The sequence below is a fragment of the Enterobacter sp. TMH.L2 genome, from assembly GCF_050847315.1.
Lineage (GTDB): Bacteria > Pseudomonadota > Gammaproteobacteria > Enterobacterales > Enterobacteriaceae > Cedecea.
The window spans coordinates 2,228,986-2,250,337 of record NZ_CP193791.1 but is presented as its reverse complement, the minus strand read 5'-3'; the positions used below and the strand labels follow the sequence as shown (position 1 = coordinate 2,250,337).

Sequence of the window (21,352 nt, the reverse complement as noted above, 5' to 3'; positions counted from 1 at the left end):
CGTGCCGGGGAATTATGATCCACCGGCACGCTTAAGTGAAACCGTCACGGATGATTAATGATTCGCCGCCTGACGAAGATCGCACACCCGGATAGCTTTTCCTTCTGAACGCGGCAGGCTGCCGCAGTTCACAATGGTGATATCCGTTGAAATCCCCACCATCGACTTAATGCGGTGGCGCAGCTCATGGCAAACCGCGCAGCGCTGTTCGTGGCTGAGATACAGGCTGCTTTCCTTCAGTTCCACCTTGATCGCCAGGGTATCCAGGTGCCCGCGACGATGCACCTCCAGCTGATAATGCGGTGCCAGGTGCTGGAATTTCAGGATCTCCTCTTCCAACTGGGACGGGAACACATTCACGCCCCGGATAATCAGCATATCGTCTGAACGGCCGGTTATCTGATCCATTCGGCGCATGGTACGAGCGCTGCCCGGCAGCAGGCGCGTTAAATCGCGGGTACGGTAGCGGATCACCGGCAGCGCCTCTTTGGTCAGCGTGGTGAACAGCAGTTCGCCGTGCTCGCCGTCGTCCAGCGGGACACCGCTCTGCGGGTCAACGATTTCCGGGTAGAAATGGTCTTCCCAAATCGTCGGGCCATCCCGGGATTCCAGGCATTCCATTGCCACGCCCGGCCCCATCACTTCCGACAGGCCGTAGATATCCAGCGCGGTAATGCCCAAGCGACGTTCAATTTCCGCCCGCATCGCTTTGGTCCACGGCTCCGCACCAAAGACCCCGACGCGGAGCGAGCAGCCGCTGGCGTCGCCGCCCATCTGCCGTTCCAGCTCTTCAATCAGGTTCAGGCACCAGGACGGCGTGACCATGATCATGTCCGGTTTAAAATCACGGATCAGCTGCGCCTGTTTTTCCGTCTGGCCGCCGGACATCGGGATCACTGTCGCCCCGAGGCGCTCTGCGCCGTAGTGCGCCCCCAGCCCGCCGGTAAACAACCCGTAGCCGTAGGAGACGTGAATTTTATCTTTTGGCGTTCCGCCTGCGGCACGCAGCGAACGCGCCACAAGGTTAGCCCAGGTATCAATGTCGTTTTGGGTGTAGCCCACAACGGTAGGTTTGCCCGTGGTGCCGGAGGAGGCATGAATGCGAACGACCTGCTCCATCGGCACGGCGAACGTGTCAAAAGGATAGTTATCGCGCAGATCCTGCTTGGTGGTGCACGGGAACAGGCGAATGTCTTTCAGCTCTTTAAAATCGTCAGGGTGCACGCCCACGGCGTCAAATTTGCGCTTATACATCGGGACGTTGCTGTAGGCGTGATTCAGCGTCCATTTCAGGCGCTGCGTCTGCAGGGCCTGAAGCTCATCCAGCGATGCGGTTTCAATCGATTCCAGCTTAGTTTCAGAGGTTATCATTATTAGGGTACTCGCAGGTTTGACTAGCTCACACGCTCAAGGACCAGGGCAATGCCCTGACCCACACCGATACACATGGTGCAAAGGGCATACCGCCCGCCGCGCCGGTGCAGCTCCAGGCTGGCCGTTAACGCCAGTCTGGCACCGCTCATCCCCAGCGGGTGTCCCAGGGCAATCGCGCCGCCGTTAGGATTCACATGCGGGGCATCATCCGGAAGCCCCAGTTGGCGAAGCACGCCGAGCGCCTGCGCGGCGAAGGCTTCATTGAGTTCAATCAGATCCATGTCGTGGATGCTTAATCCGGTCATCTCCAGCACTTTACGTACCGCAGGCACCGGCCCCAGCCCCATCAGGCGAGGCTCCACGCCCGCCGTCGCCATCGCGACTATGCGCGCCTTAGGCGCCAGGCCGTGCTGCAGCGCGGCAGCTTCGCTGGCGATAAGCAGCGCTGCCGCCCCGTCGTTCACGCCGGAAGCATTGCCCGCCGTCACGACGCCGTTCGCGCGGAACGGCGTTTTTAGCGCCGCCAGCTGTTCAAGCGTGGTTTCCGCACGCGGGTGCTCGTCTTCCCTTACTTCCGTCACCGCGCCTTTGCGACCGCTTAGCGTGACCGGCACAATCTCTTCAGCCAGAATGCCTGTCTGCTGCGCGAGAGCGGTACGCTGCTGGCTGCGAAACGCAAACCGGTCCTGGTCTTCACGGCTTATTTTTAACAATTCCGCTACATTCTCTGCCGTTTCCGGCATGCTGTCAGTACCAAATTGCGCTGCCATGAGCGGGTTCACAAAACGCCAGCCAAGGGTGGTGTCAAACATCTCGGCCTGACGCTGGAACGGCGAGCTGGCTTTGCCCATCACAAACGGTGCCCGAGACATGGATTCCACCCCACCTGCCAGCATGAGCTGAGCGTCACCGGCTTTGATGGCGCGAGCCGCAAAGCCCACGGCATCCAGCCCGGAGCCGCACAGGCGGTTGATCGTGGTGCCCGGCACAGTCTGTGGTAAACCGGCCAGCAGCGTCGCCATGCGTGCCACGTCGCGGTTATCCTCCCCGGCCTGGTTCGCGCAGCCAAAAATCACGTCGTCTACGGCGCTCCAGTGGAGAGTGGGATAGCGTGCCAATAGCGCTTTTAGCGGCAGCGCGGCCAGGTCATCCGCGCGCACGCTCGCAAGCGCGCCGCCGTAGCGGCCAATCGGGGTGCGTACCCCATCGCAAATAAAAGCCTGACTCATAATTTTTCTCCTGAAACCGTCGTCCCGATGCGATGTGCGCGGCCGCGAAACAGCGCCAGCGTCTTCTCGTCCTGATTAATGATCTCGATGTCGTAGACGCCCGTCTGCCGCCCCTGCTGGCGCACCCTAGCCACCGCTTTAAGCCGGTCCCCGGCCTTGCCGGGACGCAGAAATTCAATGCTGCAGCCGGAGGCCACCGCCGCCAGCCCCTGGCTGTTGCAGGCGTAGGCAAAAGCGGTGTCGGCGAGCGTAAACAATTGCCCGCCGTGGCAGGTCTGGTGCCCGTTAAGCATGGCCTCAGTGATGGTCATGGTGAGCAGCGCAAAACCGTCGCCCATCTCAACCACTTCAATGCCCATCTGTCTGGCGCAGTTGTCCCGCGCGTACATCACGCGGGCGTTATCCCAGGCGTTAGTGCTCATGTTGGTTCTCCAGCAGCGCGCGCTGGCGCAGTAAAGAGGTCGGGCGGTAGCGTTCTTCGCCGTAATGGCGCTGCAGATTCTCCAGCAGCGTCAGAATGTTTTGCCAGCCCAGGCGGGCTCCCCAGGCCAGCGGCCCGTGCGGATAGTTCACGCCGAGCTGCATGGCGGTATCGATGTCGGCTTCCGCAGCCACGCCTTTCTGCAGCGCATCCAGCGCTTCGTTGGCGAGCATCGCCACGGTGCGCCAGGCCAGCATGCCGGGGTAGTCACCGATCACCAGCACCTGTTTACCCTGCTGCTGGAAGTAATGGGTGACCTGCGCCAACTGCTGAGGCGTGACCGAAGCCGACGGCGCTAACACTTCCAGCGAAGACTCGGCGAGTCTGTCCCGCAGCACTACCGGGCGTTTCAGCTCGGCCGACATGGCAGTGGCCGTAATACCGCTGGTTATGGCAACGGCGATGCCGTCGATTTCAAGAGTTTTGCCGACCTGCGTGACCTGTTTAGCCGCCAGTTCGGCAGGCACTTGAGGCTGATATGCCGGTTTCGCCTCAAGCGGCCAGCGGTAGACGCCCTGCCCGGTTTTCTTGCCCAGCCGCTTGCCAAGCACCAGTTCCTGCTGGGCGAGAGAAGGCAGGAAACGACGCTCCTGCCAAAAGGCGTTAAACACCGAGCAGGTGACGGCGAAGTTGACGTCCTGACCTATCAGATCCGTTAACGCCAGCGGCCCCATCGGGAAGCCCGCCCCGTCGCGTAACGCGGCATCAATAGCCGCCGCCGGGGCAACCTGCTCCTCCAGCGCGCGCCAGGCTTCAGCATAAAAAGGCCGAGCCACGCGGTTAACGATAAAGCCCGGCGTGGAATGGCAGCGCACCGGCTGTTTACCCCAGCGCAGAGCCAGCTCGCAAAGCCGCTCGGCAATCTCCGACGAGGTTTCCAGGCCGCTGACCACTTCGACCAGTTTCATCACCGGCGCAGGGTTAAAGAAATGCAGTCCGACCACGCGCGCCGGGTGGCTGATGCCGCTGGCGATGGCGGTGATAGAAATGGATGAGGTATTGCTGGCTAAGACGGTATCAGCCCCGCAGACCGCCGCTAAATCGCGGAAGATGGCCTGCTTGACGTCAATTTGTTCGGCGGCGGCCTCAATCACCAGCGCGGCCTGAGCCAAATCAGCCAGCGTTTCCGCCGGATGCAGCCGGGCAAACGTTGACTGACGGAGCGCCTCGTCAAGTTTGCCTTTGGCTACGCGGGCGCTGAGTACGGTATCAATGCCGTCTATCGCACGCTTTGCTGCGCCGGGCTGAATATCGTACAGCCACACCGGATGACCCGCGCTGGCCGCCACCTGGGCAATACCTGCGCCCATGGTGCCGCTGCCAATCACCGCAATCACGGCCTCAGGAGTTAACATACTTATTTCCCCTTAAAGGTGGCCGGGCGCTTCGCCAGAAAAGCAGACACGCCTTCGCGGTAATCTTCGCTGCGGCCAGCCAGGCGCTGATAGTCACGCTCCAGGTCGAGCTGGGCGTCCAGGGTGTTGGTTTCCGAGGCGTAAAGCGCCTGCTTGATAAGCCCCAGGCCAAAGGTCGGCTGGGTGGCAAAGTGCTGGGCCAGCTGGCGGGCGGTATCGCTGAGCTGTTCGTCGTTCACGACCTGCCAAATCATGCCCCAGTCGTGCGCCTGCTCGGCGGTTAGCGTGTCGCCAAGTAACGCCAGCCCCATGGCACGCGCCCGCCCGGTCAGGCGAGGCAAGAACCAGGTGCCGCCGCAGTCGGGCACCAGCCCCAGCTTGCTGAAAGACATAATAAATTTTGCTGAACGCGCGGCGATAACCATGTCGCAGCCCAGCGCCAGCGTAGCCCCGGCTCCCGCCGCCACGCCGTTAACCGCCGCAATCACCGGCTTTGGCAATTTCGCCAGGCGGCGCAGCAGAGGGTTATAAAACGTTTCAACCGAGTAACCGAGGTCCGGGGCGTCACCGCTTGGGTCAACGTTGCGGTCGTTGAGATCCTGCCCGGCACAGAAGCCGCGCCCTGCGCCAGTGATTAGCAGGCAGCGGATGGTTTCGTCCCGCTCGGCCTGGGTGAGAACTTCCGCCAGTTGGCGATGCATTTCGTCGTTGAAGCTGTTCAGCCGCTCCGGGCGGTTGAGGGTCAGGGTCATCACCCCGTTTTGCACATCGCTGACAATAAAACTCATGATTAACGTCCTTTGAATTCAGCAGGTCGTTTTTCCAGGAAAGCGGCGAGGCCTTCCCGACGATCTTCGGTGGCGGCGAGCAGCGTAAACAGCTGGCGTTCCTGCAGCAGCCCCTGGCTCAGGCCCGTGTTCTGTGCCTGTTGAAGCGCATTTTTGGCAGCCTGCAGCGCCAGCGGCGCATGACGGGCAATACCGGCGGCAAGCTTCTGGGCGTATTCCAGCGTTAGGGCTGCGGGATGCACTTCGGCGACCAGCCCGGCACGTAAAGCCCGGTCCGCGTCGATAGCTTCGCCGCTCAGCACCATGCGGTAAGCCAGCGCTTTGCCTACGCTACGAATAAGCCGCTGCGTGCCGCCCGCGCCGGGCATAATCCCCAGAGTGATTTCCGGCAGGCCGAAGCGCGCGTTATCCCCGGCCACGATGATGTCGCTCAGCAGCGCCAGCTCGCAGCCAGCCCCGAGCGCATAGCCGTTCACGGCAGCGATCAGGGGTTTAGGGAAACGCTCGAGACGAGCCCAAAGCTGTGGCCGGGGGTCGTTGAGCGTGGCGGGCATATCCCGGCTGGCCATCTCTTTGAGATCGGCTCCGGCAGCAAAAAAACGTTCGCTGCCGGTAATGACGACGGCACCAATGGCGGCGTCCTGCTGCGCAGCTTCGAGCGCTTCGGCAATCAACGTCAGCAGCGCGTTGTTGAGCGCGTTCCGCGCCTGCGGGCGGTTCAGCGTCAGGGTTAACACCCGGCCGTTTTGCTGGCTAAGAAGTTCGCTCATCACACCCCCTGCGCGTCAAAGTCGAGCACCACGTCGTCGCCCTTCGGCAGCGCCTGGCAGCTCAGGACGTAGCCTGCGGCCAGCTGATCCGGCTCCAGGCTGTAGTTGACGCCCATTTCCACTTCGCCCTGCAGCACCTTGCAGCGGCAGGTGGCGCAGACGCCGCCTTTGCAGGCATACGGCAGATCCGCGCCCTGGCGCAGGGCCGCGTCGAGAATGCTTTCGTCCCCGGCGGTCAGGGTAATCTGGCGATCTACGCCGTCCTGGCGCAGGGTGACGGTTTTACCCGCCGCCTGAGCGCGGGAACGGGCACCCGGCGCAATGCCCGGCGTGTTGAAATGTTCGAGATAGATATCCTCAGGTGCGACGCCCATCTCTTTCAGCGCGGTTTCGGTGGCCTGCATCATGCTTTGCGGGCCGCAGATAAACGTGCGGTCAAAGCCTTTGACGTCCAATAGGTGGTCGCCAAGCTGCTTCAGTTTTTCGCCGTCCAGCCGGCCGCTGAGCAGGTCGCTGTCCGACCTCTCCTGACTGAACAGGTAAATCAGCTGCAGGCGCTGCGGGTAGCGATCTTTCAGGTCGGCCAGCGCCTGGCGGAACATCATGCTGGCGCTGCTGCGGTTGCCGTAAACCAGGGTCACGCTGCTTTCTGGCTCGGTGGCGAGCGTGGCGCCGATAATGGCCAGCATCGGCGTGATGCCGGAGCCGACGGCGAGTGCCAGATAGTTGCCGCGAGTTTCCGCTTCCGGCTGGTAGCCAAACGTTCCCTGCGGCACCATCACCTCGAGCGACATCCCGGCGGTTAAATCGCTGACCGCATATTGTGAAAAACGGCCGCCTTCAATGGCTTTTACCGCCACGCAGATTTCGCCGGGATCCTCAGAGCGGCAAATAGAGTAGCAGCGGCGCAGCTCTTCCCCGCCCAGCCGGGCTTTCAGCGTCAAATGCTGCCCTGGACGAAAGCGGTACTGCCCGCGCAGCGCGTCCGGCACCGCAAAGGTAATCGCTACCGCCTCTGCGGTTTCGGGTTCGATGCGTGCCACTTTCAGGGAGTGAAACGTTGTCATGGCATCCTCAAATACATTTAAAGTAATCAAAGGGTTCCCGGCAGCTGTCGCAGCGGTAAAGCGCTTTACAGGCCGTGGAGCCGAATTCACTGATGAGCGACGTGTGTTCGCTCCCGCAGCGTGGGCAAGTCACCTGGGCGGCGACCGCCGCGTGGCAGGCATGTCCCTGCGGCGGGCTGATGCCGTATTCGCGCAGCCGGGTTTTAGCCTCCGGCGACATCCAGTCCGTCGTCCAGGCGGGATGCAAAACCTGCCTGATGTGCACCGGACTCAGCTTTGCGCCTTCCAGGGCTTCCCGGATGGCGGCCAGCAAAAATTCAGTGGCCGGGCAGCCGGAATAGGTTGGCGTAAAACCGATATGCCAGCCGTCCGGGCGGTGCTCGACGCTGCGCACCATCCCGAGGTCGGTGATGGTCAGCACCGGGATTTCCGGGTCACTGATCTCACTCAGCAGACGCCAGACGTCGCGGACGGCAGCGGGCTGAAGCGTGGCGGTTTGCATCCTCTCCTCCTTACCACTGCTGGTTCGGGTAAGCGCGCTGCAGGTACTGCATTTCAGCCAGCAGCGGGCCGAGGTGTTCGGTGTGTAAGCCTTGCTTACCGCCGGTGCGGTATGGCTGCTCTGCCGGGGCCTGCAGCGAGGCATCGCTCAGTCCGGCGGTCACTTCTTGCAGCCATTCGGCCTTGAGGCTACGCGGGTCGACGGCGATGCCCTGCTCCGCCAGCATGGTTTCCAGCTCATCGACAACGAACATTTCGCCGCTGAAGCGCCATAGTTTGTTTAAAGCACTTTGCGTTTTCGCCTGCGAAAGCTCAGTGCCGTTGCCCAGGCGAACCAGCCAGCCACGGCTGAAGCGCAGGTGATAGCGCACTTCTTTAATGGCTTTGGCTGCGATGGCCGCCAGCTGCGGATCTTTGCTTTCTACCAGGCGGCTGAACAGCGAGACGTGCCACGCGTCCAGCAGGTACTGACGCACCAGCGTTTCGGCGAAATCACCGTTGGGCTGTTCCGCCAGCAGCAGATTGCGGTACTCGCGCTCGTCGCGGCCAAAGGCCAGCCTGTCTTCGTCGAGGTGCTCGCCTTCGCGCTCGGCGGCGTAGGTCAGGAAGTTGCGCGCCTGGCCGAGCAGGTCGAGGCCAATGTTGGCTAGCGCCAGATCAATCTCCAGCTCCGGCGCATGGCCGCACCACGCGCTCAGGCGTTGGGCCAGCACGAGGCAGGTGTCGCCGAGGTGCAGGCTGTAGGTCGCTACAGGATCGAGTGTCATTGGCGGCCTCACATGTGCTCGATGCCGTCAGGCAGCGTGTAAAACGTTGGGTGGCGGTAGACTTTGCTGTCTGCCGGGTCGAAAAATTCCGGGCGCTCTTCCGGCTGGGAGGCGACGATTTCGCTCGCTTTCACGACCCAGATGGAGCAGCCTTCGCTGCGGCGGGTGTAGGCGTCGCGCGCGTTTTCCAGCGCCATCTGGTCGTCGGCGGCGTGCAGGCTGCCAACGTGGCGATGGGACAGCCCTTTTTTATTGCGAATAAAGACTTCATACAGCGGCCAGTAAATTTTGCTCATCTCTTACTCCTTCAGGCGGCGGTGCGGGCCTGTTGTTTTTCGGCATACGCAAGGGCGGCTTCGCGCACCCATGCCCCCTCTTCCCAGGCTTTGCGCTTGGCGGCGAGGCGCTCTTCGTTGCATAAGCCGCGCCCGGCCACCACGTCGTTGAATTCCTGCCAGTCGATGTCGCCAAAGCGGTAATGGCCCGTGACCTCATCGCGATACAGATCGGGATCCGGCACGGTCATGCCCAGCAGCTCAACCTGCGGCACGGTATTGTCGACAAAGCGCTGACGCAGCTCGTCATTGCCGAAGCGTTTGATTTTCCAGGCGAGGCTTTGGGCGCTGTTCGGCGAGTTGTCGTCGTTGGGTCCGAACATCATCAGCGCCGGCCACCAGAAGCGGTTAATGGCGTCCTGCAGCATCTGGCGCTGTTCGGGGCTGCCGTTCGCCAGCACGGTGCAGGCTTCAAATCCCTGCCGCTGGTGGAAGCTTTCTTCTTTGCAGATTTTCACCATCGCCCGGGCGTACGGGCCATACGAGGTCCGGCACAGCGCGACCTGGTTGACTATGGCTGCCCCGTCCACCAGCCAGCCAATCACGCCGATGTCGGCCCAGTTGAGCGTCGGGTAGTTAAAGATGGAGGAGTATTTCATCTTGCCGTCGAGCATCTTCTGGTAGATATCTTCCCGGGCGCAGCCCAGGGTTTCCGCCGCGCTGTAGAGGTACAACCCATGCCCGGCTTCATCCTGCACTTTGGCCAGCAGAATGGCCTTGCGGCGCAGGCTGGGGGCGCGAGTTATCCAGTTACCTTCCGGCAGCATGCCAACGATTTCCGAGTGCGCATGCTGGCCTATCTGGCGGATCAGCGTTTTGCGGTAAGCCTCCGGCATCCAGTCCTGTGGTTCGATGGCGGTTTCCTGCTGGATGCGCTCATCAAAGCGTTCTTGTTCTGTCACGGCATCACCTTATGATTCAATTTAACTCAACAATCTGCGATATTGCGAATCACTTCATGATTAAAAGTTACAGATAAGTTAACGGAGATCGCAAAGATTACACCGCACGTTTGTGAGGTCTATCACGCTAAATATCTTAAAAACCAGACTTATCATTGAGATAAATCAATAACAAAAAACACAAGCCATCACAATGTTAACAATTCATTAAATTACAGCTTGATTTTTATGATTCATAAAACAAACATTGTAATGATTAAATGCAGCATGTAATGGAGGGTGAGATGCAACAGTTAACCAGCTATCTGTCCGGGACGTGGTTTAGCGGCCAGGGAAAAGAAAGAACTATTTTTCATGCCGTTAGCGGCGAACCGCTGTGGCAGGTGACCAGCGAAGGGGCGGATATGGCGGCGGCAAAGCGCTTCGCCATTGCGCAAGGTGGCAAAGCGCTGCAGGCGATGACGTTTATTCAGCGTGCCGCGATGTTAAAAGCGGTGGCTAAGCACCTGCTGGCGCAGAAAGAAGCGTTTTACCAGGTCTCTTACCAGACCGGTGCCACCCGCGCCGACAGCTGGGTAGACATAGAAGGCGGCATCAGTACGCTGTATGCCTACGCCGGAATGGGCAACCGCGAGCTGCCGGACGACACGCTGTGGCCGGAAGACGAATTGATGCCGCTGTCCAAACAGGGGGGATTCGCGGCCCGCCACGTACTCACTTCGAAGTCAGGCGTAGCGCTGCACATCAACGCCTTCAACTTCCCCTGCTGGGGAATGCTTGAGAAACTGGCCCCAACCTGGCTGGCCGGGATGCCCGCGATTATCAAGCCCGGCACGGCGAGCGCGCAGCTAACTCAGGTGATGGTGAAAGCGATTGTGGAATCAGGGCTGGTGCCTGACGGGGCGATAAGCCTGATCTGCGGCGGCGTGGGCGATCTGTTTGAGCACCTGGATGAGCAGGACGTGGTGACGTTCACCGGCTCGGCCAGCACCGGCCAGAAGTTACGTTGTCACTCAAATATCGTTGCCCGTTCAATTCCCTTCACCATGGAAGCCGACTCGCTGAACTGCTGCGTACTGGCGGAAGATGTCACGCCTGAACAACCTGAATTTGCGCTGTTCGTGCGGGAAGTCGTGCGCGAGATGACCGCCAAAGCCGGGCAAAAATGCACCGCCATTCGCCGGATTATCGTGCCGCAAAATCGGCTGGGTTCGGTGATTGAAGCGCTGAAAGTGAAACTGGAAAAAATACAGCCCGGCGACCCGGCACTGGAAGGCGTGCGCATGGGGGCGCTGGTCAGCCTTGCGCAGCGGGATGACGTGCAGCGGAAAGTCGACCAACTGGTTGGCGCCGGCTGTGATGTCCTGCTGGGCGGCAAGGCCGATACTGCACAGCCGGGCGCGTTCTTCCCGCCAACCCTGCTGCTTTGCCAACAGCCTGACGAAACGCCTGCGGTGCATGAGCTTGAGGCCTTCGGCCCGGTAGCGACCGTGATGCCATACCGGGATGTCGAACATGCCATGGCGCTGGCTCGCGCCGGTCAGGGCAGCCTGGCGGGGACGCTGGTGACCGCCGATGAGCAAACGGCACGTCACTTTATCCTCGGCGCGGCCCGCGCTCACGGGCGCATTCAGGTGCTGAACCAGGAGTCTGCAGTGGAATCCACCGGGCACGGTTCTCCGCTGCCGATGCTGGTGCACGGCGGCCCAGGTCGCGCGGGCGGCGGGGAAGAACTCGGCGGCCTGCGGGCGGTGAAGCACTATATGCAGCGCACCGCCATTCAGGGCAGCCCGACGATGCTGGCCGCCGTTAGCGGGCAATGGAACTACGGCGCAAAAGTTCACGAGGACGCCTTGCATCCATTCCGCAAACATTTTGAGGAGCTGCGCATCGGGGAAAGTATTCTGACTGCCCGCCGCACCGTCACCGAAGCTGATATCACCAACTTCGCCAACCTGAGCGGCGACCGGTTCTACGCCCATACCGACAAAATTGGCGCGGCGGAGTCGTTCTTCGGCGAGCGCGTGGCGCACGGTTACTTCGTGGTGTCTGCCGCCGCCGGGCTGTTTGTTGACCCAGGCGTCGGGCCGGTGATTGCCAACTACGGCATGGAAAATCTGCGCTTTATCGAGCCGGTAAAAATCGACGATACCATTCAGGTGCGCCTGACCTGCAAACGCAAAACCGCCAAGCCGCAGAAGACGGCGGAAGATAAGCCGGTTGGCGTGGTGGAATGGGCGGTGGATGTCACCAACCAGCATCAGCAGATTGTTGCGCTCTACTCAATCCTGACGCTGGTTGCCCGCCTGCACGGTGATGTTGCCTGTTAGGCCTTAAACGTTAGTTCGGCCTGGCATCGCGCCTGGTTTTTACCCTCACCCTAACCCTCTCCCTGCCAGGGAGAGGGAAGAAACAAATCCCCCGCAGGTTGCCTTCCCCCTCTCCCTCTGGGAGAAGCCGGGGTGAGGGCTGGATTTAGCCCGACGCTCATCGACCCGGAGTCACAATCCTCCCCAATCCCACATTCTGGCAACCACAGCAAAACACTTGGCAGGGAGCGCAAGGGAAGCCCTGGCGGAAGTTGTTATGTTGAATCCGACAGTCTTTATCCAGCACGCACATAACAACACAACGCACTTTTAAGGTGAAAAAGCGATGACAATGAAAACTGGAAAAAAAGCGCTGGCGCTGGCTATTGCGCTCCTGACTTCGGCGGGGATTAACGCCCCCGCATTTGCCCACGGCGGCGAGGCACATATGGTGCCGATGCAAAAAACGCTGACGGATTTTGGCGCCGACGTCCAGTGGGACGATTACGCGCAGATGTTCACCCTCGTGAAAGACGGTGCCTATGTGAAGGTTAAGCCTAATGCCACCTCCGCCATCGTTAACGGCAAAACGCTGAAGCTTGAAGTGCCGGTGATCTTTAAAGGCAAAACGGCGTTTATCTCCGAAGGGTTTATCAATGAAGTCTTCCAGTCCGGGCTGGATCAAACCTTTGCCGTCGAGAAAAAGCCGCACCCGCTGAACTCTCTGAGCGCCGACGAAATTAATAAAACGGTGGAGATAATCAAAGACGCGGCTAACTACAAGCCGACTATTCGCTTTACCGAAATCTCACTACGCGAGCCGCCTAAAGAACAAGTCTGGAAGTTTGTGATGGACGGCACCAGCGTCAGCCAACCACGCGAGGCGGACGTCATCATGCTGGATGGCCGCCATATTATTGAAGCCACGGTGGATCTGGCCGCCGGGATAGTTAAGAGCTGGAAGCCTATCGAAGGCGCACAGGGCATGGTGCTGCTGGACGATTTTGCCAGCGTGCAGTCAATCATCAACAACAGCAAAGAATTCGCGGAAGCGGTGAAAAAACGCGGTATCAGCGATCCGTCGAAGGTCGTCACAACGCCGTTGACGGTCGGCTATTTCGACGGTAAAGACGGCCTGAAGCAGGATCAGCGCCTGCTGAAAGTGGTGAGCTACCTTGACGTGGGCGACGGCAACTACTGGGCGCATCCGATTGAAAACCTGGTCGCGGTGGTGGATCTCGAGCAGAAAAAAATCATCAAAATTGAGGAAGGCCCGGTCATTCCTGTGCCGATGACGCCCCGCCCTTATGATGGCCGCGACCGGCAGGCTGCCAACCTCAAGCCGCTGGATATCATTGAGCCGGAAGGAAAAAACTACACCATTACCGGCGACACGATTCACTGGCAAAACTGGGATTTGCACCTGCGCCTGAATTCCCGCGTTGGCCCGATGATTTCCACCGTGACCTACAACGACAACGGCACTAAACGGAAGATCATGTATGAAGGGTCGCTCGGCGGGATGATTGTGCCGTATGGCGACCCGGACATCGGCTGGTATTTTAAAGCGTATCTGGACGCCGGGGATTACGGCATGGGCACGCTCACGTCCCCTATCGTGCGCGGCAAAGATGCGCCGGCTAACGCGGTCCTGCTGGACGAAACCCTGGCCGATTACACCGGTAAACCCACCACCATTCCTCGAGCAATTGCCATTTTCGAGCGCTACGCCGGGCCGGAATACAAACATCAGGAAATGGGCCAGCCGAACGTTAGCAGCGAACGCCGTGAACTGGTGATCCGCTGGATAAGCACCGTCGGCAACTACGACTACATCTTTGACTGGGTCTTCCATCAGAACGGCACCATTGGCATTGATGCAGGCGCGACCGGCATTGAGGCGGTCAAAGGCGTGAAGGCCAAAACCATGCATGATGCCACCGCCAAAGAAGATACCCGGTACGGGACGCTGATCGACCATAATATTGTCGGCACAACGCATCAGCACATCTACAACTTCCGTCTGGACCTGGACGTGGACGGCGAAAACAACAGCCTGACCGCGATTGACCCGGTGGTGAAGCCAAACACCAGCGGTGGCCCGCGCACAAGTACCATGCAAACCAATGAGTATGCGATTAAAAACGAGCAGGACGCCGCGCAGAAATTTGACCCTGGCACTGTCCGCCTGCTGAGCAATCCGAACAAAGAAAACCGCATGGGCAACCCGGTGTCCTACCAACTGATCCCCTACGCGGGCGGGACTCACCCGGTCGCCACCGGCGCGAAGTTTGCCCCGGACGAGTGGATTTATCATCGCCTGAGCTTTATGGATAAGCAGCTGTGGGTGACCCGCTACAACCCGGATGAGCGCTATTCTGAAGGGAAATACCCGAACCGCTCTGCGCACGACACCGGTTTAGGGGCTTACAGCAAAGACAATCAGTCACTTGAGAACACGGATAATGTGGTCTGGCTAACCACCGGCACCACGCATATCGCCCGCGCCGAAGAGTGGCCCATCATGCCGACCGAGTGGGTACATGCCCTGCTGAAGCCGTGGAATTTCTTTAACGAAACGCCGACGCTTGTGAAATCAGAGGAAACGACCAGTAAATAAAGAGTTTGCGGCGCACTATTACAGCGCGCCGTTTATTTAACGCCAGGACGAAATATTCGACCTGGCTTAGGTAGTCATTTTGGTTTGTCATGAATAATAAAAATGTGGCGTAGCCAGCATTGATTTAGTCTTTTTAATTTTATTTCATTATGGGTGTAAATACCCCCCACATTATTTACCACACCGATTAATTCTTGGTATTTACCATAATAATAGGCTTACTCATGACCACCATATGACCCTATTTTTCTATGTAAAACATTCGCCAATTGCTGCGCAATGCTTAGCTCCTCTGAGTTCTCTTTTGCCGCGCCGGAATAGCGGCCAACCAGATAATAGATGAAATAACAAACCAACTATAACACCTTAATTAAGGCGTTATAGTTGGTCATTAAGAAGAAAAAAACGATGAACTCTCAGTTGTGCGGCGTGCTATTCCCGCCCGCCTGAAGATTTTACCGCCTGCCAGCCGTGAATCAGCAGCGACTGGAAGAACGGTGTTACGCTGGCGAACCCGGCTTCGCGCAGCAGAGCTTCGGTCTGGCGAGGCGGCAACAAGAGCAACCGCTGGTTGAGCTCAGCTTTTACCTCAGCAATATCGCGCTGGCGTTGGGTATAGGCCTGCTGCAGCGCAACCCAGTTTCTTAATTGCCCGTCAAAATCGGGATCCGCCATATCTCCCGCTATTTCTGCGGCAATCAGCTGTCCCACGGGTTTTAGCCTGTCGCCGATGTGCTGATAGATCCCGCCCCGCTGCGGATGTTGAATAAAATGCGCCACCCGTAAGCACAGCGCAGCATCAAATTTATCCTGTTCCGGGACGTCTTTGACGTGGCCTACAATCAGCTCACAGCGGCCGCTCAGCCCCTCCCGTTCAAGCTTTTCTGCACAGACGGCCAGCATATCGGGGGAAGGATCGACCCCGGTAAAATGCCAGTCAGGATGCTGTTTTGCCAGCCGGACGATTTCGGTGCCGGTCCCTACGCCCACGCAAAGCACTTCAGCCTCAGATGGAAGATCCCTGAGAAGCAATGACAGCAAGGCGTGCAGGTTGTTAGAGATGTCTTTCAGACGTTCGCTGCTGGCATCGTACTGGCGGGAAAATTCCGCGTTAAAGATATCATTTGTGTCGTTCATCACTTCACCTCCGGCGGTGCACTGCGGCTAAACATCACCATCATGGATAAAAGGTCAAATGACCTCTGAAATATCATGTAACTTACGATATCACATGAAAGATGGGTATAGAAAGACTTTGTATCTTGCTTTTCTGACGCCTGCCGAAGCCTGTTTTTGTAGCAAATATAATAATCGCCGTTTTCTTTTCACAACGCTATGTAAAGGGCAAGCCCTGCCCTTCATTTATTTCGATGTTGTTCGCCGCTGGCTAAAAATCACCGATTTCTTAACGAGTTAAAGGGTGAAGCTGGAGTAATCAATTTCCCGACAAGGGGTAATCTCGGATTATTATCAAAAGGATTTCGCTCCTTAAAAATAGCCCCCTGATTATTTAAAAGACCTAAAACCCCTTGATATTCCGATTTATAAGATAAACGTTCATATCCACCATATACATATATTCTTCTCTGCAATACATTAGCTAACCTCTGCGCCACGCTAAGCTCTTCAGAATTTTCTTTTGCCTCGCCAGAATAACAGCTTAAAAGATGTAGCGGTCTTTTATCTCTCGAGAGATCAAGTGAATGGCGAAAAATAAGATAACGGTGAAGATCTTCCGGTGTAAATGTCTGATAAACAGGATCAGGTCCATCCCCCATGATGTATAACTTACCGCTTTGAGAACCATGCACCATAAGACCCGGCTCTCCTGTACCCAAATAATCACTGACGTATCCCAGACGGAGTCGGGTAGCTTTCCCATTCTTTTTCTCACCTATTTCAATCGCTTTATAATAAGCAATTGGCTTTGCATCAGCAGGATTAAAATCAATGCTTAAATTTCTCTTTTTTCGTTCAAATAAAAATTGATTAATGCTTTTACAAATAGTCATAGCAATATCCATATCATAAATAAGGCATAGGACATTATAATAAAATGGCGAGAAGCACCATGAACAAAATCTTAATTAAGGTATTATCCCCCGCTCTGAACGGAGAGCATTTTAAACCCTAAAAAAAATAGAAAATTAAAGATGAAGCAGAAACAAAAGTGAGTACTTCGTTGGCATAATCCTTAAACATTTTACCGAAGTCGCCGCAACTTTAACTGCTACATCGGCTGCAAACCTGACGGAAAAGACAGCAATCCAGGCGTAACGCTCGCTGCATGTTTTTTGTACATGACCTCACACTGTTTTCCTCTGCCCGGAGATATTATTTCCACATAATTTCAAAATCAAAAAAATGAGAACGATAAGCATTTTTGGTTAATAAAAATAAAAATAAGAAAAAACAGAATCATATTTTTAACTTTAAAATAAACAGTGATATACTCAAAATCGATATCAACTTGCAATCACTAAATAAAAATCACGTATAACGTGCATTTTATCTCTGCCTTTAGCAGTCGTTTTATGGAGCATTTGCGCCATAGCTGAATACCGAGAAAAAACAATATGACACGACACAAACTTCAAGACACCATCGATAAATACAGCCAACAAGTTAAAAAACATCCTCTTTTTCGAGAAGCCATACAGCATCATTATGATCACCTGTTAATCACCTATAAAAAACAACCTCTTTTTTATAAAACCATTCTGCAAAGCTCGCGCTTTCATGTGGTTCTGGCCCTGCTCTGTTTTCACTACGGTGACCGCCAGGCGGTGCTCGCAGACATCAAAGAGTTTTGCGTAAAAATGGGGTTGACCAGCCTGAACACAGTGAATTCTCTGGTCACGCTCCTGCGCATCACCGGCAGAATGACGCTTGAAAAAAGTGAGGATGACCGCCGGGTCCTGTTGTATTCCCCGAGCGTAAAGGGTCTCAATGAAACCCGCAGCTATATGCAAATATCCATCCCTTCATTGAAATTTTTGCTACCGGAAAATGCTCTGTCGTTTCACGCTCTGGAGGATGAAAACACATTTGCGAATTTTTTCCGGCGCAGCGCCAACCTTCTTTTTGACGAAGTCATTTTAAGTCGACTGGTACCCAACAGCGCCATGTTTGTTGACAAAGATGCCGGGCATATCATTATGTTGAGAATATACCTGAGGGCAAAACAGGATGATGATGGCCGCTGGTGGCTAAAGCCTAATTATAATAAAACGTCCAAAGATCTTTTTGTCTCGAGAATGCATCTGAGACGCATTGTTAATTGCGGCATTATGGCCGGATTATTCAGTGAAGACAGTGAGGGCAAGCTCGAAATACACCGTGCCTTCATGGAGACGGCTGAGTCTTATTTTGGATATTATTTTTCCTTTATCATGTACGGTCTGGATATCGACCCGACGATATTTTGAACAACATCAAGCCGGCTTTCGCCGGCTTTTTTGATTATCGTTCTCTGAGCGCTTCCTTTGCTTTGTTCAGCGGTTTCAGCAGGTAATCGAGTACCGATTTGCTACCGGTTTTGATATCCACGGTGGCAATCATCCCCGGAAATATCGGAAACGTTTTGCCGTCCCTGTTTGTCAGTTGGCTGACATCGGTGCGGATGTAAACCCGATAGTAGTAAACATCACGTTTGACCTCATCCTGAATCGTATCCGGTGAAATAGTGGTCACCACGCCCTTTAATCCGCCATAAATCGAGTAGTCATAGGCGGTGATTTTCACCAGTGCCTTTTGGCCGGGATGAATAAACGCCACGTCACGAGGTGAAATTTTTGCCTCAATCAGCATTTGATCGTCGAGCGGAACCAACGTCATGAGCTTTCCGTTTGGCGGGATGACGCCGCCCACCGTTGTGACCTCGATGCCCTTCACTATCGCCCTGACCGGCGCGGTAAATTTGAGCCGGGTTAACGAATCCTCCCGCCCGCGCATCACCGAGCGCTGGGTTTCAATTTCTTCGTTAGTTTTCGCCAGCTCTTCGCGCGCGCGCACGTAATACTGGTTCTGCATTTCGGTAATTTTGTTTTCCAGCTCGTTTTTTTGTCTCTGCAGGCGCAGGACCTCCACGCTGCTGGCCGCCCCCTGTTTAACCAGCGGCTGCGTCATCGCCAGCTCGCGCTGAACCAGCGAAATGGCTTCCCGCAATCCGGCAACCCCTTTTTCAAGACTGCTCCGGCGCGAGTTATAAAGCGCGGTTTCCTGGCGAACAAGTTCGCTCTCTCCGGGGAGCATCTCGGGAAAAACCAACGGCGTGCCGCTCACTTCAGCCTTCAGTCGTGCGGCGGTAGCCATCGCGGCATGTAGCCTGGATTCACTTTCCTGCACGCCGGACTCGGTTTTGGTGCGATCGAGCTGCGCGAGAACCTGGCCCTTCTCTACAATATCCCCCTCCCGAACGTCCAGTTTGTAGAGGATGCCGCCTTCCAGGGACTGAATAACCTGCTCGCGAGAGGACGGCACGACTTTGCCAGACCCGGTGGTCACTTCGTCCAGAGAGAAAAAGTTTGCCCACAACACAAATGCGAGCAGCATCAGTCCAAGTGCCCACGCCACCAGGCTTGCTCGTGGAAGCGCCGGCTCTTTCAGTCGGCTGTTATAACGCGTGATGTCGTTCATGCCCGAACCTCCGTGTCACCTGTCGGTTTTAAGGTCGCGGTTCTGCGAGGGGCAGCTTTTTTTTCCATAAGACCGTGCTGCTGCAAGATTTGGTCCCTTGGGCCGTCCATTACGATGCGGCCGTTATCCAGCACGATGATGCGGTTAACCAACTGCAAAATTGGGATACGATGCGTGGCCACCACCAGCGTGCGGTTGCCGAGCCACGGGCCAAGCTGCTGGATAAGCTGCTGCTCGCTGACTTCATCCAGCCACGCTGTAGGTTCATCCAGTAATAAGATTTGCGGCTGCAGGATCAGCGTTCTGGCCAGCAAAAGTGCCTGCCGCTGGCCGCCCGATAGCCCACTACCGCCTTCGCTGATCGTGTAGTTGAGGCCATTTTTCTGTTTTTGCACAAATTCCAGCGCCCCGCTTAGCGCCAGCGCCCGGTGGATTTCTTCGTCCGTGGCTAACGGGCGCCCCATGGTGAGGTTGTCACGTATTGAGCCGAAGAAGAGCCGCGCCTGCTGGCTGAGCAGATTCATGTCGCGTCTCAAATCGGCAGTGTCGATTTGCCCGAGACTGGTGTCGTCCAGCAAAATCTGGCCGTGCTGAGGCGTTTGCATCCCCGCCAAAAGCTGAAGTAGCGTGCTTTTACCCGAACCGTTTCGCCCGAGCACCGCAATTTTTTCCCCGGCGCGGATCGTCAGGCTGGCAATGTCCAAATCGTTGACCTTCTCTTCTTCGTCGTAATAAAACGCCGCGTAGTTGAGCTGGTAGTTCCCCTGCAGGTGGGCTTTATGCACTTTCTTGCCCTGTTCAGGATCGTCCAGCGGGCGCTGCATCAGGTCGTCCAGCCCTTTGCGCGCCACCTTCGCCTGCTGCCAGCGCGAAAGCACGCCGGAAATCTGCGCCAGCGGCGCGATGGTGCGTGAGGCCAGAATGGAAGTCCCCACCAGGGCGCCGGTGGTCATGTCGCCGTTAATCACCAGGTAACAGCCGACGAGCAGCACCACGGCATAAACAATGGACTGCACTTCCTGCGTCCAGGTCATGAGCAGGCTGGTCAGCCAGCGCTGTTTCATCCCGACCGCCGCGGCAACGTCGTTGGTGTTGTTCCACTGGTTCTGGAACCGCTGTTCGGCGCGCAGCAGTTTAATGTCTTCGATGGACTGCACGGCTTCTACCAGCGTGGCATTGCGAATGGCCGACTCGCGCATCCCCTCATTCGAAAGGTGCGCCAGCGGGCGCTGCACCAGTAAACCGGGGATCAGCAGCAGCGGGATCGCCAGCAGCACAACGAACACCAGCGGGCCGCCTATTAGCCAGAGAATAAAAACAAACAGCAGGAAGAACGGGATATCCGATACGGTGCTGATGGTGGTGGAGGTAATCAGCTCGCGCACCGACTCCAGCTCGCGAATTTGCGAGATAAAGGAGCCAGTAGATTTTGGCCGGGCGCTGTTTTTGATGCGTAACGCCCTGGCAAAAACCCTGTCGGAGATACGCAGGTCGGCCCGTTTGCCGACCACATCGGCAATATGCACGCGCAGCATACGCATGGTGAATTCAAAGAGGATAGCCAGCATGACGCCGCCAAACAGCACCCACAAAGTGGGCACCGACTGCGAGGGCACCACGCGGTCATACACCTGCATGGAAAAGATCATCCCGGCCAGCGCCAGCACGTTGGCCGCCATCGCCACCAGCATGATATCGCCGTAGCGTTTCCAGTCTTTCAGCGCCAGCGTCCAGAACCAGTTTTTCTGATAGGGCTTCACGTAATCATCGACGCGTGCATCGGGAATTGAATTCAGCGGGCGCAGCACAACCAGGCTCTTTAGCCTTTTGGCCAGCACATCCCGAGCGATCACCGTCTCCAGACCGCCATCGCCGCTAAGCTGCAGGCTTAGTTGCCCGTGATTATCCATATGGGTAACCACCGCGATTTGGCCCCCCTCAAGCTCGGCCACCAGCGGCAAGCGCCACGGATCGATAAGCGAGACGTCCGCCGGGGCGCGACGCATCGCTAAACCAAGCTGGCGGGCCATATCTTCCAGCACCAGCTGCTGCGGGCTTTGGTTTTCCTGGTTAACCACCACGCGGACGTGCTCTTCCGAGAAATCCAGCCGATAGTGGCGCGCGACGGCCAGCATGGCCTGCAGCCAGGGTTCATAGCTTGTATTCGTTGAAGTCATGATGTTTCACATCCTGCGAAAATGCCAAAAAACGCCTGT

General features: G+C 56.9%; 18 protein-coding genes. 3 read left to right on the top strand and 15 right to left on the bottom strand.

Annotation, left to right across the window (positions count from 1 at the left end):
* Positions 1–54: 54 nt before the first annotated feature.
* Genes paaK through paaA form a run of 11 tightly spaced genes read right to left on the bottom strand, consistent with a single transcriptional unit; the run spans position 55 to position 9,569 of the window.
* Positions 55–1,371, bottom strand: a complete 1,317-nt coding sequence (paaK, locus tag ACREYP_RS10795) for a phenylacetate--CoA ligase PaaK (RefSeq protein WP_166863696.1) — start codon at positions 1,369–1,371, stop codon at positions 55–57.
* 23 nt (positions 1,372–1,394) lie between these two features.
* Complete coding sequence (pcaF, locus tag ACREYP_RS10790; RefSeq protein ID WP_008461418.1) at positions 1,395–2,603, bottom strand: 3-oxoadipyl-CoA thiolase; 1,209 nt, start codon at positions 2,601–2,603, stop codon at positions 1,395–1,397.
* Positions 2,600–3,025 (bottom strand): hydroxyphenylacetyl-CoA thioesterase PaaI, encoded by a 426-nt coding sequence (gene paaI, locus ACREYP_RS10785; protein ID WP_008461417.1) that lies wholly within the window; start codon positions 3,023–3,025, stop codon positions 2,600–2,602. Before paaI ends, pcaF begins: the two co-directional genes overlap by 4 nt.
* Positions 3,015–4,439, bottom strand: a complete 1,425-nt coding sequence (locus ACREYP_RS10780; protein ID WP_498881343.1) for a 3-hydroxyacyl-CoA dehydrogenase — start codon at positions 4,437–4,439, stop codon at positions 3,015–3,017. The genes paaI and ACREYP_RS10780 overlap by 11 nt, the downstream gene beginning before the upstream one ends.
* 2 nt (positions 4,440–4,441) lie before the next feature.
* Positions 4,442–5,230 (bottom strand): 2-(1,2-epoxy-1,2-dihydrophenyl)acetyl-CoA isomerase PaaG, encoded by a 789-nt coding sequence (gene paaG / locus ACREYP_RS10775; protein ID WP_034810118.1) that lies wholly within the window; start codon positions 5,228–5,230, stop codon positions 4,442–4,444.
* A complete protein-coding gene (gene paaF, locus ACREYP_RS10770) occupies positions 5,230–5,997 on the bottom strand; it encodes a 2,3-dehydroadipyl-CoA hydratase PaaF (RefSeq protein ID WP_008461413.1) in 768 nt (255 codons plus the stop codon). The genes paaG and paaF overlap by 1 nt, the downstream gene beginning before the upstream one ends.
* Positions 5,997–7,064 (bottom strand): 1,2-phenylacetyl-CoA epoxidase subunit PaaE, encoded by a 1,068-nt coding sequence (gene paaE / locus ACREYP_RS10765; RefSeq protein ID WP_498881342.1) that lies wholly within the window; start codon positions 7,062–7,064, stop codon positions 5,997–5,999. Before paaE ends, paaF begins: the two co-directional genes overlap by 1 nt.
* A 7-nt stretch (positions 7,065–7,071) precedes the next feature.
* Positions 7,072–7,566, bottom strand: coding sequence for a PaaD family protein (gene paaD / locus ACREYP_RS10760; protein WP_498881341.1), 495 nt, complete (start codon positions 7,564–7,566; stop codon positions 7,072–7,074).
* A gap of 10 nt (positions 7,567–7,576) precedes the next feature.
* Positions 7,577–8,332, bottom strand: a complete 756-nt coding sequence (gene paaC, locus ACREYP_RS10755) for a 1,2-phenylacetyl-CoA epoxidase subunit PaaC (RefSeq protein ID WP_008461410.1) — start codon at positions 8,330–8,332, stop codon at positions 7,577–7,579.
* An 8-nt stretch (positions 8,333–8,340) separates the two neighbouring features.
* Positions 8,341–8,628, bottom strand: coding sequence for a 1,2-phenylacetyl-CoA epoxidase subunit PaaB (gene paaB / locus ACREYP_RS10750; protein WP_008461407.1), 288 nt, complete (start codon positions 8,626–8,628; stop codon positions 8,341–8,343).
* 11 nt (positions 8,629–8,639) lie between these two features.
* A complete protein-coding gene (paaA, locus tag ACREYP_RS10745; protein WP_166992182.1) occupies positions 8,640–9,569 on the bottom strand; it encodes a 1,2-phenylacetyl-CoA epoxidase subunit PaaA in 930 nt (309 codons plus the stop codon).
* Positions 9,570–9,853: 284 nt separating this feature from the next.
* On the opposite strand from paaA, the gene paaZ reads away from it, so the two are divergent.
* The gene (gene paaZ / locus ACREYP_RS10740) at positions 9,854–11,899 is read left to right on the top strand and encodes an aldehyde dehydrogenase family protein (protein ID WP_498881340.1); all 2,046 of its coding nucleotides are present in this window, start codon (positions 9,854–9,856) and stop codon (positions 11,897–11,899) included.
* Positions 11,900–12,224: 325 nt separating this feature from the next.
* Positions 12,225–14,498, top strand: a complete 2,274-nt coding sequence (tynA, locus tag ACREYP_RS10735; RefSeq protein WP_498881339.1) for a primary-amine oxidase — start codon at positions 12,225–12,227, stop codon at positions 14,496–14,498.
* Positions 14,499–14,930: 432 nt separating this feature from the next.
* Here the strand turns inward: tynA and ACREYP_RS10730 are convergent, their stop codons facing one another.
* Complete coding sequence (locus ACREYP_RS10730; RefSeq protein ID WP_498881338.1) at positions 14,931–15,635, bottom strand: class I SAM-dependent methyltransferase; 705 nt, start codon at positions 15,633–15,635, stop codon at positions 14,931–14,933.
* A 257-nt stretch (positions 15,636–15,892) separates the two neighbouring features.
* Positions 15,893–16,510 carry a hypothetical protein gene (locus ACREYP_RS10725; RefSeq protein WP_498881337.1) on the bottom strand — a complete coding sequence of 206 codons (618 nt, stop codon included), beginning with the start codon at positions 16,508–16,510 and terminating at the stop codon, positions 15,893–15,895.
* A gap of 564 nt (positions 16,511–17,074) precedes the next feature.
* Between ACREYP_RS10725 and ACREYP_RS10720 the strand changes: the two genes are divergently transcribed.
* A complete protein-coding gene (locus ACREYP_RS10720) occupies positions 17,075–17,926 on the top strand; it encodes a hypothetical protein (RefSeq protein WP_498881336.1) in 852 nt (283 codons plus the stop codon).
* 34 nt (positions 17,927–17,960) lie between these two features.
* Here the strand turns inward: ACREYP_RS10720 and ACREYP_RS10715 are convergent, their stop codons facing one another.
* Together ACREYP_RS10715 and ACREYP_RS10710 are read right to left on the bottom strand one after the other, a co-directional pair.
* Entirely contained in the window at positions 17,961–19,136 is a 1,176-nt protein-coding gene (locus ACREYP_RS10715) for an HlyD family type I secretion periplasmic adaptor subunit (RefSeq protein ID WP_008461398.1), read from the bottom strand.
* A complete protein-coding gene (locus tag ACREYP_RS10710; RefSeq protein ID WP_008461397.1) occupies positions 19,133–21,313 on the bottom strand; it encodes a type I secretion system permease/ATPase in 2,181 nt (726 codons plus the stop codon). Before ACREYP_RS10710 ends, ACREYP_RS10715 begins: the two co-directional genes overlap by 4 nt.
* Positions 21,314–21,352: the final 39 nt, after the last annotated feature.

Coding starts and splice junctions, on each gene's coding strand:
- paaK (WP_166863696.1), bottom strand. CDS start 1,371: ATGATAACCTCTGAAACTAAGCTGGAATCGATTGAAACCGCATCGCTG.
- pcaF (WP_008461418.1), bottom strand. CDS start 2,603: ATGAGTCAGGCTTTTATTTGCGATGGGGTACGCACCCCGATTGGCCGC.
- paaI (WP_008461417.1), bottom strand. CDS start 3,025: ATGAGCACTAACGCCTGGGATAACGCCCGCGTGATGTACGCGCGGGAC.
- ACREYP_RS10780 (WP_498881343.1), bottom strand. CDS start 4,439: ATGTTAACTCCTGAGGCCGTGATTGCGGTGATTGGCAGCGGCACCATG.
- paaF (WP_008461413.1), bottom strand. CDS start 5,997: ATGAGCGAACTTCTTAGCCAGCAAAACGGCCGGGTGTTAACCCTGACG.
- paaE (WP_498881342.1), bottom strand. CDS start 7,064: ATGACAACGTTTCACTCCCTGAAAGTGGCACGCATCGAACCCGAAACC.
- paaD (WP_498881341.1), bottom strand. CDS start 7,566: ATGCAAACCGCCACGCTTCAGCCCGCTGCCGTCCGCGACGTCTGGCGT.
- paaC (WP_008461410.1), bottom strand. CDS start 8,332: ATGACACTCGATCCTGTAGCGACCTACAGCCTGCACCTCGGCGACACC.
- paaB (WP_008461407.1), bottom strand. CDS start 8,628: ATGAGCAAAATTTACTGGCCGCTGTATGAAGTCTTTATTCGCAATAAA.
- paaZ (WP_498881340.1), top strand. CDS start 9,854: ATGCAACAGTTAACCAGCTATCTGTCCGGGACGTGGTTTAGCGGCCAG.
- tynA (WP_498881339.1), top strand. CDS start 12,225: ATGACAATGAAAACTGGAAAAAAAGCGCTGGCGCTGGCTATTGCGCTC.
- ACREYP_RS10730 (WP_498881338.1), bottom strand. CDS start 15,635: ATGAACGACACAAATGATATCTTTAACGCGGAATTTTCCCGCCAGTAC.
- ACREYP_RS10725 (WP_498881337.1), bottom strand. CDS start 16,510: ATGACTATTTGTAAAAGCATTAATCAATTTTTATTTGAACGAAAAAAG.
- ACREYP_RS10720 (WP_498881336.1), top strand. CDS start 17,075: ATGACACGACACAAACTTCAAGACACCATCGATAAATACAGCCAACAA.
- ACREYP_RS10715 (WP_008461398.1), bottom strand. CDS start 19,136: ATGAACGACATCACGCGTTATAACAGCCGACTGAAAGAGCCGGCGCTT.
- ACREYP_RS10710 (WP_008461397.1), bottom strand. CDS start 21,313: ATGACTTCAACGAATACAAGCTATGAACCCTGGCTGCAGGCCATGCTG.